The sequence below is a fragment of the Nocardia sp. NPDC049526 genome (assembly GCF_044465765.1).
Lineage (GTDB): Bacteria > Actinomycetota > Actinomycetes > Mycobacteriales > Mycobacteriaceae > Nocardia.
In genome coordinates this window covers 97,072-111,691 of sequence record NZ_JBITMA010000005.1, presented here as the reverse complement: position 1 = coordinate 111,691, position 14,620 = coordinate 97,072, and the positions used below count along the sequence as shown (strand labels likewise).

Annotated in this window: 12 protein-coding genes; 10 read left to right on the top strand and 2 right to left on the bottom strand. The window is 65.2% G+C overall.

Annotated features, from left to right (window positions below; genetic code table 11):
- Positions 1–119: 119 nt before the first annotated feature.
- Positions 120–839 (bottom strand): peptidylprolyl isomerase, encoded by a 720-nt coding sequence (locus tag ACIBW7_RS17055; RefSeq protein WP_397047183.1) that lies wholly within the window; start codon positions 837–839, stop codon positions 120–122.
- Between the two features lie 260 nt (positions 840–1,099).
- Between ACIBW7_RS17055 and ACIBW7_RS17050 the strand changes: the two genes are divergently transcribed.
- Positions 1,100–2,986, top strand: coding sequence for a CocE/NonD family hydrolase (locus tag ACIBW7_RS17050; protein WP_397048135.1), 1,887 nt, complete (start codon positions 1,100–1,102; stop codon positions 2,984–2,986).
- Here the strand turns inward: ACIBW7_RS17050 and ACIBW7_RS17045 are convergent.
- Positions 2,983–4,434, bottom strand: a complete 1,452-nt coding sequence (locus tag ACIBW7_RS17045; protein WP_397047182.1) for a PLP-dependent aminotransferase family protein — start codon at positions 4,432–4,434, stop codon at positions 2,983–2,985. The genes ACIBW7_RS17050 and ACIBW7_RS17045 overlap by 4 nt on opposite strands.
- Positions 4,435–4,556: 122 nt before the next feature.
- Between ACIBW7_RS17045 and ACIBW7_RS17040 the strand changes: the two genes are divergently transcribed.
- The 9 genes from ACIBW7_RS17040 to ACIBW7_RS17000 all read left to right on the top strand — a co-directional run bounded on the left by ACIBW7_RS17040 (position 4,557) and on the right by ACIBW7_RS17000 (position 14,608).
- Positions 4,557–5,393 carry a nitrilase-related carbon-nitrogen hydrolase gene (locus ACIBW7_RS17040; RefSeq protein WP_397047181.1) on the top strand — a complete coding sequence of 279 codons (837 nt, stop codon included), beginning with the start codon at positions 4,557–4,559 and terminating at the stop codon, positions 5,391–5,393.
- Positions 5,394–5,409: 16 nt separating this feature from the next.
- Positions 5,410–6,831 (top strand): dihydropyrimidinase, encoded by a 1,422-nt coding sequence (hydA, locus tag ACIBW7_RS17035; protein WP_397047180.1) that lies wholly within the window; start codon positions 5,410–5,412, stop codon positions 6,829–6,831.
- Positions 6,832–6,850: 19 nt separating this feature from the next.
- Entirely contained in the window at positions 6,851–7,888 is a 1,038-nt protein-coding gene (locus tag ACIBW7_RS17030; protein ID WP_397047179.1) for a TIGR03842 family LLM class F420-dependent oxidoreductase, read from the top strand.
- Positions 7,889–7,979: 91 nt separating this feature from the next.
- Complete coding sequence (locus ACIBW7_RS17025) at positions 7,980–8,870, top strand: ABC transporter permease (protein WP_397047178.1); 891 nt, start codon at positions 7,980–7,982, stop codon at positions 8,868–8,870.
- Positions 8,867–9,775 (top strand): ABC transporter ATP-binding protein, encoded by a 909-nt coding sequence (locus ACIBW7_RS17020; RefSeq protein ID WP_397047177.1) that lies wholly within the window; start codon positions 8,867–8,869, stop codon positions 9,773–9,775. Before ACIBW7_RS17025 ends, ACIBW7_RS17020 begins: the two co-directional genes overlap by 4 nt.
- Positions 9,772–10,548 (top strand): ABC transporter permease, encoded by a 777-nt coding sequence (locus tag ACIBW7_RS17015; RefSeq protein ID WP_397047176.1) that lies wholly within the window; start codon positions 9,772–9,774, stop codon positions 10,546–10,548. Before ACIBW7_RS17020 ends, ACIBW7_RS17015 begins: the two co-directional genes overlap by 4 nt.
- Positions 10,545–11,687, top strand: a complete 1,143-nt coding sequence (locus tag ACIBW7_RS17010) for an ABC transporter substrate-binding protein (RefSeq protein WP_397047175.1) — start codon at positions 10,545–10,547, stop codon at positions 11,685–11,687. The genes ACIBW7_RS17015 and ACIBW7_RS17010 overlap by 4 nt, the downstream gene beginning before the upstream one ends.
- Positions 11,688–12,995 (top strand): aspartate aminotransferase family protein, encoded by a 1,308-nt coding sequence (locus ACIBW7_RS17005; RefSeq protein WP_397047174.1) that lies wholly within the window; start codon positions 11,688–11,690, stop codon positions 12,993–12,995.
- Between the two features lie 80 nt (positions 12,996–13,075).
- A complete protein-coding gene (locus ACIBW7_RS17000) occupies positions 13,076–14,608 on the top strand; it encodes an ArnT family glycosyltransferase (protein WP_397047173.1) in 1,533 nt (510 codons plus the stop codon).
- Positions 14,609–14,620 lie beyond the last annotated feature (12 nt).

Genomic DNA, 14,620 nt, shown 5'->3' with positions numbered 1-14,620 from the left:
CCAACGCTATGACCTGGAGTGCACTCCAAGTCAAGTGTCGGGACGCAGATCTCGCCGGGGGCCCACCAAAAACCGATGGCGGTGTCGCCATGGACGACACCGCCACCAGCTTATGTCGATCAGCCCTGAGCGGTGGTCACCGAATTCAGGACGACATCGGCGTTCGGGCGACCGTCTTCGCCGTCCGCGGCGCCCGCATTGGCGACCCGCGCCAGAACATCCATACCGCCGGTGATCTTGCCGAACGGAGTGTAGTTCGGTGGCAGCTGCGAATCCTTGTAGACCAGGAAGAACTGGCTGCCATTGGTGTCGGGACCGGCATTGGCCATCGCGACCGTACCGGCCGGATAGGTGGCGCCGTCCAGGTTCTCGTTCGGGAACTGGTAGCCCGGACCGCCCGTGCCGGTGGCGGTGGGGTCACCGCACTGCAGGACGAAGATGCCCGCGGTGGTCAAGCGGTGACACTGGGTGTGGTCGAAATACTTCTGCCCGGCGAGGAATACGAAGGAGTTCACCGTGCGCGGTGCGCGGGCGGCCTCCAGGGCGATATCGACTGTGCCGCAGGTGGTTTCCAGCTGCGCGGTGTACTTCGCGCCCGTATCGATCGCCATCGCGGGCTCGCTGGCCCACTGCTTGCCCTCGGGCTTGGCCGAATCGGGGGCCACGCAACCGGCGACCGGTGTGCCCGGATCCGCCGAGACCCCGCCCGCGGCGAAGATCGCGAGGGTGGTGCCGACGGCGAGTACACCGAGGCCCCGTAGCAGGGCAGTCCCGACTCTGCGGTGCTGCCTGATGGGCTGATGGTGGTCGAATTGCCGCACCTGCACTTCGCTGCTCACCGGTCAGGATCTCCTTCTGTTGTGTATCGCATCGGGTGATGCTGAGCGGATCATTCCATCTCGAGGCTTCCAGCGGAACGAGATACGTATTGCGACTGTGTGGCAATGGAAATCCGCGGATGTGCGGCGGGTGGTCGGTTAGCATGGCTGCGACGGAGGCGCATCTGATCGGCTTACTGGCTCGGCACGCATCGACTCTCCGGTGACATCGCCTCCACGGGAGGTGTATCGGCTTGTCCGGATACGTATTTCGCTGGTGTATCGCGGTGGTGTGTGTCGGTGCACTGGTGGGCGGATGCATGGCCGGTACCGAGACGATATCGACCTCGCAAACGGGTGCCTGGCCACCCGACGATGACCGTGGCACATGTGCGGTCGACAAGCAGGCCGATGTTCCGGCAACGATGCGCGACGGTACGGTGCTGCGCGCCGATGTTTACCGCCCGCGAACCAGCGATCCGGTGCCGGTGATCCTGATGCGCACCCAGTACGGCAAGGCCGCCGCCCAGATCCAGCCGTCGCGCTATCGCACACCCGACTGGTTCGCCTCGCACTGCTACCTGGTGGTCATCCAGGACATTCGCGGTATCGGCAGCTCGGACGGCACATTCACCGAATTCGGCAATGACATCCACGACGGCTACGACACCGTGGAATGGGCCGCGCAACTGCCCGGTTCGAACGGCAAGGTCGGCATGTACGGCTCGTCGTATGTCGGTGCGACACAATGGCTGGCGGCCATCGAGACGCCGCCGCATCTGACCACGATCGTGCCCGCGAATACCGCCTCCGACTACTACGACGGCTGGACCTACGAGGGCGGCGCCTTCCGCCTCGGCTTCGTCGAACCATGGGCCATGGGCACCATCGGCGCGGAATCCGCCGATCGACGTGACGACAAGGTCACCGCCAACCAGTTACGCGCGGATCTGCAGAACATCACTTCGTGGCTGAATTACCGTCCCTACAAAGACTTTCCGCCGCTGCAACCGAATAATCCGGCCGTCGCGTCGTGGTACTTCGACTGGATCCGCAACTCGGCACGCAACGACTACTGGAAGCAGTGGAGCATCCGCGACCGCTATCCGAATGTGCAGGTGCCGGTGCTCGATATCGAGGGCTGGTACGACGCATTCCTCGCGGGCGGCATCGAGAACTTCACCGGCATGGTCGAACGCGGCGCCGCACCGGCCCGGCAGGACCAGCGATTGGTCATCGGTCCCTGGGACCACCTCGGCTGGGGACGGCCGAGCTCGATGATTGCGCCCCGGCTCGAGCAACTCGGACGGGTCGGCGACAGTCCTATCAATGAGCTGATGCTGGCGTGGTTCGACCACTTCCTCGTGGGCACGAACAACGGCGTCGCGGGCAAGCCCCGTGTCGACTACTTCCTCATGGGTGCCAATCGCTGGAAGTCGGCCCCGAGTTGGCCACTGCCGCAAACACAATGGAAGGAATACTTCTTCGCCGACAGCGGCGCCAACGGCGTAGTCGGTCGGGTCGGCAAACTCGGCGATCACGCGCCGAGCGGGCCGGCGGCGGTCGACCGATATGTCTACGACCCGGCCGCACCCGCACCGAGTATCGGCGGACATTCGTGCTGCTCGGTCGGATCGGGTCCGCAGGGACCGTTCGACCAGACCGCGGTCGAGCAGCGTTCGGATGTGCTCACCTACACCACCGACCCGCTCGGCGCCGATACCGAGGTGACCGGTCCGATTACGGTAAAACTGTGGGCCTCGTCCACTGCGCCGGATACCGACTTCGTCGCGCGGCTGGAGGTCGTCGGACCCGACGGATCAGCCGTCAACCTCAACAACGGCATCATCCGCGCCGCGTTCCGGGATTCGTTATCGGATCCGACCCCGCTGGTGCCCGGCCAGCCGTATGCGTTCACCATCAAGATCTGGCCGACCAGCTACCAGTTCAAGGCGGGCGATCGAATCCGGGTGGCCATCAGCAGCAGTGACTACCCGCAATATGCGCCGAACCCGAATACCGGCGAACCCTTCGGTGACAGCGCCCGTACGCAGCCCGCGACGCAGACGATCTACAAGGATGCCGAGCACCCGTCCTCGGTGATCGTGCCCATCATCCCGGCCGGTGACGACGGCTCCACCAGCTTCGATATCGACCCGGGATCCTAAGCGCGACGAACGCGACGGTAGGTGGGGGCCGCGGTGGTCGCGGCGGCGAGTTCGGTGGCGACCCAGTCCAGCTCGCCGTCGGTTATCGCGGCGACGGTGATGCGCAGGTGGTCACCGTGCGGGTGGTCCTCGACCTCGAAGGGACGGCCCGGTGCGGCCTTGATGCCCGCTGCGGCCAGGGAGATCATGGCCGCGTTCTCGTCGGCGACCGGGAGCCACGCATTGATGCCGTCACCACGGGCCACGGCGACGCCCTTGCGAGCCAGCGCGCGGCGGAGTTCGGTTGAGCGCCTGCGGTATTCGGTGCGGGCGGCGGCGACGGTGCGCACGGCGGTATCGTCGTCGAGCATGGTGAGCAGCAGGCGCTGCAGCAGGCGGCTGGTCCAGCCGGGGCCGAGCATGCGCCGTTCGACCATCGGATCGAGCAACTCGGCGGGGCCGCCGACCACCGCGAGGCGCAGGTCCGCGCCGTGGGATTTGGAGTAGGAGCGGATGTGTACCGTTCGGCTCGGCAGCCGCGAGCCGAGGGATCGCAGTGCGGTGGCGGCGATGCCTGCGGAGTGGTCGTCCTCGATGACGAGAGTGTCTGTGCCGGTCAGGATTTCGGCCAGTTCACGGGTGCGTGCAGCCGTCAGCGAGACGCCCGTCGGATTCTGTGCGCGCGGCTGCAGGATCAGCGCCGCGGCACCACGTGCGCGCTCGAGATCGTCTGGCAGTAAACCGGATTCATCCATGCGAACCGGAATAGGCCGAGCCCCGATCCGGGCGAGCAGGTCGAGAAATGGTGGGAAGCAAGGATCTTCGACGGCCACCGCATCGCCGAGCCGCACATGCGTGGTGAGCAATCGATCGATGGCGTCCAGCGCTCCGTCGACGACCGCGAGCTGTTCGGCGCGAAAGGGCCAATCGGTGCGCACCTTGGCGGCCAGTTCCGGCAGCACGGCCTCGCCGAGATAGTCCGCCGCGAGATCATTGCCGCGTCCGTGCTCGGTGATCGCGCGCAGTGCGGCGACCAGATCCGGTAGGAGCTGCGGATCGGGGGTGCCCCGGGACAGATCGATGCGGAAGGCGCTGTCCGAAGGCGGGTGCAGGCGCTGATAGCGGCCCGTCGGCGCGGTCGCGCGGATGGCGCTGCGTTCGCCGACGAAGGTTCCGGCACGTCCTCGCGCCACGATGGCGCCGGTGGCAGCCAGCGCGCGCCAAGCCTGGTTGACGGTAGCGGGGGACACCCGCAACTCGCGGGCGACCTCACGCACGGTCGGCAGCCGCGATCCCGGTTCGATTGCTCCGGAACGAATCCGGCGGCTCACCGCGGCCGCGATTCCGGCCGGGGTGCGATCTTCGAGATCCGGGTCGAACAGGCCGGACCCGGCCGCGACAGGTGCGGGCGCGGTGTCTCGCAGGTCGTCTGCGGGCACCTGCGGCGCGGTCGTCGGATCGAAGTTCACAGCGTCATTCTGCGTCGGGCACAGCGCCGGAACGAGGACCGGCCCCAAGGTTTACGGCTACGAAACTGTTTCCGCAATCTTGTAACACAACCGAATTGGATCTCGGTGAAGTATAACAAAGCATGGGAATCGTTCGAGCGGCGCTCGTCCAGACGAACTGGACGGGTGATAAAGAGTCCATGATCAAGGCGCACGAGGACTACGCACGCCAGGCCGGCGCACAGGGCGCCAAGGTGATCTGCTTCCAGGAGTTGTTCTACGGCCCGTACTTCTGCCAGTTGCAGGACACGAAGTTCTACGACTACGCGGAATCGGTGCCGGGGCCGACGACGGAGCGATTCGCCGCCCTCGCAAAGGAATTGGGTCTGGTAATGATCCTGCCGGTATACGAGCAGGAACAGCCGGGGCTGCTCTACAACACCGCGGCGGTCATCGATGCGGACGGCAGCTACCTCGGCAAGTACCGCAAACACCATATTCCGCACGTCAACGGATTCTGGGAGAAGTTCTACTTCCGGCCCGGAAATGTGGGCTGGCCGGTCTTCGATACCGCGGTCGGCAAGGTCGGCGTCTACATCTGCTATGACCGGCATTTCCCGGAGGGCTGGCGCGCCCTGGGCCTGGCCGGCGCGGAAATCGTCTTCAACCCCTCCGCGACCTCGCGGGGCCTGTCCGGCTACCTGTGGAAGCTGGAGCAACCGGCCTCCGCGGTCGCCAACGAATACTTCATCGGCGCCATCAACCGGGTCGGCATCGAGGAATACGGCGATGACGATTTCTACGGAACCAGCTATTTCGTGGATCCGGAAGGTAAATTCGTCGGAGACGTCGCCTCGGACACCGATCCGGAACTGGTGATCCGTGACCTCGATATGGATCTGATCAAGGTGGTGCGCGACCGCTGGGCGTTCTATCGCGATCGCCGCCCCGACGCCTACGGACCGATGGTGGCTCCTTGAGGCTGGTGATATCGATATGACGAAAACATTCATTCACGGCGGCACGGTGGTCTCGGCCACCGGATCGCAATTGCTCGATGTGCTCGTCGACGGCGAGACCATTGTCGCCGTCCTGCAGCCCGGTGCCACCGCATTGGGAGCCGATCTCGCCGAGTCCGCCGATGTGGTCATCGACGCGACCGGCAAATATGTGATTCCCGGCGGCGTGGACGGCCACACCCATATGCAGCTGCCCTTCGGCGGCACCGAGGCCTCGGATACCTTCGAGACCGGCACCCGCGCGGCCGCCTGGGGCGGCACCACGACCATTGTCGACTTCGCGGTGCAGAAGCCGGGGGAGCGGGTGCAGGACACCCTCGGTCTGTGGCACGAGAAGGCCGCGGGCAACTGCGCGATCGACTACGGCTTCCACCAGATCATCGGTGAGGTGAACGACGAATCCCTCAAGGGGATGAGCGAATTGGTGGCCGAGGGAGTCACCAGTTTCAAGTTGTTCATGGCCTATCCGGGTGTCTTCTACTCCGATGACGGTCAGATCCTGCGGGCCATGCAATCGGCGGGCGATCTGGGCGCGCTGCTGATGATGCACGCGGAGAACGGCATTGCCATCGATGTGCTGGTCGAGCAGGCACTGGCCCGCGGTGAGACCTCGCCGTACTACCACGGTGTCTCCCGGCCGTGGCAGATGGAGGAGGAGGCCACCCATCGCGCGATCATGTTGGCGCAGTTGACGAATGCACCGCTGTATGTCGTGCACGTCTCGGCCAAGCAGGCGATGGAGCAGATCGCCGCCGCTCGGGGTAACGGGCAGAACGTCTTCGGTGAGACCTGTCCGCAGTATCTGTATCTGTCGCTCGAAGAGCATTTGGGCGCACCGGGTTTCGAGGGCGCGAAGTGGGTGTGCTCGACGCCGCTGCGGTCGAAGGCGGAGGGACATCAGGACGAGCTGTGGCGCTATATCCGCACGGGTGATGTCACATCGGTGAGCACCGACCACTGTCCCTTCTGCATGAAGGATCAGAAAGAGTTGGGGGTCGGTGACTTCAGCAAGATCCCCAATGGGATCGGCGGCGTCGAACATCGTATGGATCTGATGTTCCAGGGCGTCAAGAACGGGTTGATATCGCTGGAGCGCTGGGTCGAGGTCTGCTGCACCACCCCGGCGCGCATGTTCGGAATGTATCCGCGCAAGGGTGTCATCAGTCCGGGCGCCGACGCCGACATCGTCATCTATGACCCGAACGGGCACACCAGCATCGGGTTCGGCAAGACCCACCACATGAATATGGATCATTCGGCCTGGGAGGGCTTCGAGATCGACGGACATGTCGACACGGTGCTCTCGCGCGGCCGCGTGATCATCGACGACGGCTCGTATCTGGGCAGAGCCGGTCACGGCCGGTTCATCGCCCGCGAACTGTCGCAGAACCTGATCTGACCCGATTGGAGAGTGCCGCATGGATATCGGTGTGGTGCTGCAATGCACACCTCCCGCCTCGCGGGTGGTCGAACTGGCCAGACAGGCGGAGACACACGGCTTTTCGCATGTATGGACCTTCGATTCGCACCTGCTGTGGCAGGAGCCCTACGTCATTCACAGCCAGATTCTGGCCGCCACCCGCAAGGTGGTCGTCGGCCCGATGGTCACCAACCCTGCCACGAGGGACTGGACGGTGACCGCGTCGACCTTCGCGACGCTCAACGATATGTTCGGCAATCGCACCGTCTGCGGTATCGGCCGCGGTGACTCCGCGGTGCGCACCCTCGGCGGCAAACCGACCACGCTGGCGACATTGCGGGAGTCCATCGAGGTGATCAGGGAACTCGGCAACGGTCGCAGTGCCCGCATCGGCGACACCGTGGTGCGCTTCCCGTGGGCGAGCGCGTCGCGGCTCGAGGTATGGGTGGCCGGATACGGTCCGCGCGCACTCGATCTGACCGGTGAGGTCGCCGACGGATTCATTCTGCAACTCGCCGACCCGGATATCGCCGCGTGGACGATCGCCCGGGTGCGGGCGGCCGCAGAGAAGGCAGGGCGTGCGCCAGGATCGGTGAAAATCTGTGTGGCGGCACCGGCCTACGTCACCGACGGGTCCGATGCCGCGACGGCGCATGCCCGCGAACAGTGCCGCTGGTTCGGCGGCATGGTCGGCAATCACGTCGCCGATATCGTCTCGAAATACGGTACCGACGGCGATATTCCGGCCGCGCTCACCGACTACATCGCGGGTCGTCAGGGCTACGACTACAACGAGCACGGCCGTGCGGGCAATACGCATGCCGAGTTCGTGCCCGATGCCATCGTGGACCGCTTCTGTGTGATCGGCACGCCCGATGAGCAGTTGGCTCGGCTGCACGAGCTGGAGAAGTTGGGTGTCGACCAGTTCGCGGTCTATCTCCAGCACGATGCCAAGACCGCCACGCTGGAGGCGTACGGGGAGTCGGTGCTGCCACGGTTGGCGCATCCGGTTACGGCGACGGCAGGCGCCGAGTGACCGCCGCGGCATCGCCGGCGCTCGCGGCGGGGTGCTATGAGCTGGTCGACGGGCGTCTCGCGGAGTCGGTTCCGGTGTCGGCGGGTGATCAATGAGAGCGGGAGCTGTGCGGGCACGGCAGGTCGGCTACGCGGTCGGTGTGCTGGTGCTGGTGGTCGCGGTCTGGGAACTCGTCAAGTACTTCGTGCCCGAGCGCGGGGTGAGCATCGGCGACACACGGATTCTGCCGCGCACGAGCGATGCGGCATTGCCGCACGTCTGGTCGGTCATCACCGTGCTCGGTGACAAAGACGGCGCCGGCACCGTCGGCGGAACACTGCTGCGCACAGCGGGATTCACCTTCGGGCTCGCGTTGCTGGCATTGGCGATCGGCACGGTGGTCGGTATCGCGCTCGCGGTGGTGATGCAGCGCTTCTCCTTCGTCGAGCGCGGATTACTGCCCTACATCGTTGTCTCGCAGACAGTTCCGTTGATCGCCTTGGCACCGCTGGTGGCCGGGTGGGGCGGGAAGATCGTCATTGCCGGTGAGCCGTGGCGGCCGTGGATGAGTATCGCGGTCATCGCGTCGTATCTGGCCTTCTTCCCGGTGGCGGTCGGGATGTTGCGCGGATTGCAGGCGCCGTCCAAGGCATCGGTGGAATTGCTGCACAGCTACTCTGCGAATTGGTGGGAGACATTGGTGCACTTGCGGTTTCCCGCCGCAGTGCCGCATTTTCTGCCCGCCCTGCGCTTGGCCGCCGCGGCATCGGTGATCGGTGCCGTGGTCGCGGAGATCTCGACCGGCACCGCGGGTGGCATCGGCCGCCAGATCATCGTCTTCTCCCAGCAGGCCACCGGCGACGCGGCCCGGCTCTATGCGGCCGTTCTCGCCGCAGCACTGCTCGGTGTCGCCGTGACCGCCGTCGTCGGCCTGGCCGAAGTGGCACTACGTCGTTACAGCCGTCCCGCCGGGGCGCGCGGTTCTTCAGGAGGTACCCGTTGACCGGGAACGTGGAATCGGCCACCACGGGCAGTGATGCGGCCGACGAGCAGATCCAGGCGCCGGACCCGGGTCCCGTCGTCGCGAAGGCCGAAGATGTCGCGGCGGTCGACCTCACCGATATCGGCAAGATCTTCGACGCGGGTTCGGTGACCGCGCTTACGGATGTCTCGCTGAAAGTCCTTGCGGGGGAGTTCGTCTCGCTGATCGGTCCCTCGGGCTGCGGCAAATCCACTCTGCTGCGCATCATCGCCGATCTGGAACGACCGAGCAGCGGCACCGTGACCGTGCACGGCAAGTCCGCGCGGCAGGCCAGAATCGACCAGGACTATGGCATCGCCTTCCAACAGGCGGGACTCCTGGACTGGCGCACCGTTGCGGCCAATGTCGAATTACCACTCGAGTTGCACAAGGTTCCGAAGACCGAAAGACGCTCTCGCAGTGCGGAGCTCCTCGAGATGGCCGGTCTCACCGACTTCGCGCACCGCTATCCGGCGGAACTGTCCGGCGGTATGCAACAGCGCGTGGCGATTGCCAGGGCATTGGCCCGCAAACCTTCGCTGCTGCTCATGGACGAACCATTCGGGGCGCTGGACGAAATGACCCGCGAACGCATGCAGGGCGAGTTGCTGCGCATCGCCGGAGAGACCGGTGCCGCAGTGGTTTTCGTGACGCACTCCATTCCGGAGGCGGTGTTCCTGTCCGACCGCGTGGTGGTCATGTCACCGCGGCCCGGCCGCATCACCGAGATCGTGCCGACCGGCGGCTGGGGTCGTGAGGCGGGCGTCAGCGGTGACGATATCCGTTCCAGCGAGGCGTTTTTCGAGGCCGTGGCTGCGGTCCGCACCGCTCTGCGCGGCGGACACGAGACCGCCGACATCATCGTCGCGGGACAGGATCTGCGATGAAGACGTGGCTACCACCGGTAGTGTTCGGCGTCGGCGGATTGGCGCTGTGGCAGGTGCTGACCGTCGTCGCCGGTGTGCCGTCCTTCCTGCTGCCCGCGCCGACCGCGATTGCGAAACAGTTCACCGAGAACTTCGATCGCATCGTCGACGCCGCCACCGCGACCGGTACGAACGCTCTCATCGGCCTGCTGGTCGGTGCGGTCCTCGGCATGGTGGCCGCCATGGTCGCGGTGCGGTTCCGGCTGGTCGAGGGGCTATTGACGCCGCTGGCCGCTGCGGCCGCTGCCGTGCCGATCGTCGCGCTCGCCCCGCTGCTGAATTCGATGTATTCGACCACCACCGAAACCCCGCGCCGCATGGTCGTGGCCATCGTGGTGTTCTTCCCGATGTTCGTCAGCACCGCCCGTGGCCTGCGTCAAGTGCCGCAGGTGCACGCCGATCTGATGACCTCGTATGCGGCGGGCGGGTGGCAGATCACCCGCACGGTGCGGTTGCCCGCAGCACTGCCCTACCTGTTCACCGGTCTGCGCATCGCGGCGCCGGGCGCGGTGATCGCGGCCATTATCGCCGAATACTTCGGCGGCCTGCAGAACGGCCTCGGCAGCCGAATCACCTCCGCCGCGGCGAATACCGCCTATCCGCGGGCCTGGGCCTATGTGGTCGGCGCCATGATCGTCGGCCTGCTCTTCCTTGCCGTCGTACTGATCCTCGAACAATTGACCCGCCGACCCCGGACCATTCTGATCCACGACATCTTTGGGAGATCGAAATGAGAATTGCCACAAGCCGTTTACGTGCTTGTCTCGCGCTGGTGGCGTTGGCGGCGGCCGCGCTGACCGGCTGCAGCACCACCGACAATAGCTCCGGAACCACCGCAGACGGCCTGACCAAGGTTCGTTTGCAGTTGCAGTGGTTCAAGCAGGGGCAGTTCGCGGGTTATCTGGCCGCCGTGGATCAGGGCTTCTATAAGGAGCAGGGCCTGTCCGTCGAAATCCTCGATGGCGGAACCGATATCGTGCCGCAGACGGTACTGGCCCAGGGACAGGCCGATTATGCGATTGCCTGGGTACCCAAGGCGCTGGCATCCCGCGAGGCCGGGGCGGGTATCACCGATGTGGCGCAGGTGTTCCAGCGCTCGGGCACCAAACAGGTGTCGTTCAAGTCCGACAACATAACCGGCCCGGCCGCGCTGCGCGGTAAGACCGTCGGAAACTGGGGCTACGGTAATGAATTCGAGCTGTTCGCGGGCATGACCAAGGCGGGTATCGATCCGTCCAAGGATGTCAAGCTGGTCCAGCAGCAGTTCGATATGAACGCCTTCCTCGCCAAGGACATCACTGCCGCCCAGGCCATGTCCTACAACGAATACGCCCAGCTGCTGGAGACGAAGAATCCGGCCACCGGAAAGCTCTACACCGCAGACGATTTCGCTACCATCGACTGGAACGACGAGGGCGTGGCCATGCTGCAGGACGCGATCTGGGCGAATTCGGAGAAGCTGAAGGATGCGAAATACCAGGACCAGACCGTCAAATTCATCGCGGCCTCGCTGAAGGGCTGGGCGTTCTGCCGCGACAATGTCGACAAATGCCGCGATATCACCGTCGCCGCGGGCAGCACGCTCGGCGCCAGTCACCAGCAGTGGCAGATCAACGAGGTCAACAAGCTGATCTGGCCCTCGCCCAACGGGATCGGCATGATCGACAAGTCCGCGTGGGACCGCACCGTGAAGATCGCCAAGGAGACCAAGAACCAGGAGGGCGTCACGGTGCTGAAGCAGGATCCCGATGCGAGCGCGTTCACCAACGAATACGTCACCAAGGCACTGGACCTTCTGAAATCCGGTGGAATCGACGCCACCGGAACGGGATTCGCGCCGCAGCAGGTGACACTGACCGAAGGCGGTAAATAGGTGGTCGATCACGTCTTCTATCCCTGGAGCGCCCAGGCGACCCTGAATCCGGTACCGATCGTCGGCGCGTCGGGCTCGTGGTTCTGGGAGGAGAGCGGCAAACGCTACCTCGACTTCTCCTCCCAACTGGTGAATGTCAATATCGGCCACCAACATCCGGATATCGTCGCGGCCATTATCGATCAGGCGCAGAAACTCGCGACAATCTCGCCGACCGTCGGCAACGAGGCGCGCAGCGAACTGGCCCGGCTGATCGTGGAACGCGCACCGGGCGAGCTGAACCGGATTCTGTTCACCACGGGCGGCGCGGAGGCTGTCGAACATGCGGTGCGGCTGGCCCGCAGCTACACCGGCCGCACCAAAATGCTCGCCGCCTACCGCTCCTATCACGGCGGCACCGGCGTCGCGATCGGGCTGACCGGTGAGCCGCGGCGCTGGGGCGCCGAGCCGACCAATGTCGACGTGGTCCGCTTCTTCGGGCCCTACCCCTACCGATCTCCTTGGGGCACGAGCACTCCCGAGGAAGAGACGACGGCGGCGCTGAACCATCTGCGTCAGGTCATCGAATTGGAAGGGCCGCAACACATTGCGGGCCTGATCCTGGAGACGGTGGTCGGCACCAACGGTGTTCTCGTGCCGCCGCAGGGCTATCTCGCCGGTGTCCGGGAACTGTGCGACGAATTCGGCATCGTCTATATCGCCGATGAGGTGATGGTCGGATTCGGCCGAGTGGGTGAGTGGTTCGCGGTCCAAGCCTTCGATGTCGCGCCCGACATCATCACCTTTGCCAAGGGCGTGAACTCCGGCTATGTCCCGCTCGGCGGCGTACTGATGGCCGAGCGGATCGCGCAGCGCTACGACAATACGGTTTATCCCGGCGGACTCACCTATGCCGGACATCCCCTCGCCTGTGCCGCGGGCATCGCCTCGATCAATGTCTTCGAACGTGACGGCATCCTCGACCATGTGCGTACGGTCGGCGCGGATGTACTCGGAAAGGGCTTGGCGGAGTTGGCGTCTCGGCATCCGAGCGTCGGCGAGGCGCGCGGCCTCGGCTTCTTCTGGGCGCTGGAGTTGGTGCGCGATCCACACACCCGCGAGCCGCTCATCCCGTTCGCGGCCGCCGGCTCCGCCGCCGAACCGATGAACCGGGTCACCGCCGCCGCCAAGGAGCGCGGGCTGTGGCCGTTCAATGCCGGTAACCGCTTCCAGATCGCGCCGCCACTGACCACCTCGGCCGACGAACTGCGCACGGGGCTGGAGATCGTCGACGAGGTGTTGGAGGTTGCCGACGAATACGTGGGGTGAATCGCCTGCCGGCCGGCGCGGGAAATGGCTGTTTCCCGCTACATTCGAGCGGTCCACCTCGGAACTCCGCAGGAGCTGACGTGACCGACACCGCCGATCGTCAGGAGTCGACCGCCACCGAGGCGCGCCCGCCGATGGCGACCTTGGGCATCGGTGTCATCGCTGCCGCGTCCGCGGCCGTCTTGGTGTTCTCGACCAGCCGCTATGACTATTTCGGCGATGAGCTCTACTTTCTGGCGGCGGGACGTCGGCCGTCGTTCGGTTATGCCGATCAAGGTCCGGTATTGCCGATGCTGGCGCGGGCGATGGACACGATCGCACCCGGAAACTTCTTTGTGCTGCGGCTACCCGTTGTCGCGCTGACCGTCCTCGGCATCGTGCTGTGCGCGGTGATCGCGCGCGAACTCGCCGGCGCAGCGGCGGCCCAGGTGCTCGCCGCCCTCGGCTACGCGACCTCACCGTTTCTGCTGCTCCAAGGAAAAATGCTGACCACCAACGCGGTCGACACCGTGCTCTGGGTGATCATCACCTGGCTGGTGGTGCGCTGGGTGCGGACCCGCCGCGATCGCCTGCTGCTGTGCGCCGCACTGGTGACGGCGGTCGATATGCAGGTGAAATGGCTGATTCCGTTCTTCTGGATCGGCGTCGCGGTGAGTTCGCTGGTCTTCGGTCCGCGCGAACTGGTCCGGCGGCCGCTGCTGTGGCTCGGCGGGGTCATCGTGGTCGCGGCGACCGCGCCGTCACTGATCTGGCAGGCGCGCAACGATTGGCCGCAGTTGTCGATGGGCGAGGTGATCAGCGGTGAACAGGGCATACTCGGCGGCCGAGTACTGTTCGTGCCGCTCGCGGTGCTGCTGGCGGGGTATCTGGGAGCGGTGCTGTTGGTCTATGGCGTGTGGGCGCTGCTGCGCAATGCCTCACTGCGGCCGTACCGGTTGCTCGGCGTGACTCTGCTGATACTCGTCGCCGTGTTCCTGGTGATCGGTGGCCGGATCTACTACGTCGCCGGAATGTTCGGGGTGGTGCTCGCGGCGGGTGCGGTCGGTCTCGTCGAACTCGCGGATCGCCTGAATCCCACACCGAGACGCTTGGTCTCACTGGCCGGTGTGGTGCTCGCCGCCATGGCCACGGGCTACGTGCTGTGGTCGACGCCGTGGCGCGATGCCGCGCATGTCCAGCCACCCGCCGATGACGCCGAGGCCGCCATCAATATCGGTGTGTACGGCGAATTCGGTTGGCCGGAACTGACTTCCGCCGTCCTGCAGGCCTATGAATCGCTCACTCCAGCCGAACGCACCGACGCCGTCATCGTGACCGATACCTACTGGCAGGCCAGCGCCCTGGACCAATTCGACCGCGATCGCCTCCCACCGATCTACAGTCCGAGCCGCGGTTTCGGCTACTTCGGCATACCACCGGACAATGCCTCCGCCGTGATCGCCGTCGGCGTGAACGAAGCCTTCCTGCACTGGGATTTCGACCACGTCGAACCAGTTGCCAAGGTGGACAGTCGAATCGGCTATCCGGGCAACACCCGGAACGTCACCGTGTGGAAATGTACCGATCTGCGCCACCCGTGGTCCCAGGTGTGGCCGACCTGGATGCACCTGTAGGTACGCTGCGAC

What these genes read in the sequence shown, in the direction of transcription:
- hydA (WP_397047180.1), top strand. Translation starts at nt 5,410, where the DNA reads ATGACGAAAACATTCATTCACGGCGGCACGGTGGTCTCGGCCACCGGA.
- ACIBW7_RS17015 (WP_397047176.1), top strand. Translation starts at nt 9,772, where the DNA reads ATGAAGACGTGGCTACCACCGGTAGTGTTCGGCGTCGGCGGATTGGCG.
- ACIBW7_RS17010 (WP_397047175.1), top strand. Translation starts at nt 10,545, where the DNA reads ATGAGAATTGCCACAAGCCGTTTACGTGCTTGTCTCGCGCTGGTGGCG.
- ACIBW7_RS17040 (WP_397047181.1), top strand. Translation starts at nt 4,557, where the DNA reads ATGGGAATCGTTCGAGCGGCGCTCGTCCAGACGAACTGGACGGGTGAT.
- ACIBW7_RS17025 (WP_397047178.1), top strand. Translation starts at nt 7,980, where the DNA reads ATGAGAGCGGGAGCTGTGCGGGCACGGCAGGTCGGCTACGCGGTCGGT.
- ACIBW7_RS17030 (WP_397047179.1), top strand. Translation starts at nt 6,851, where the DNA reads ATGGATATCGGTGTGGTGCTGCAATGCACACCTCCCGCCTCGCGGGTG.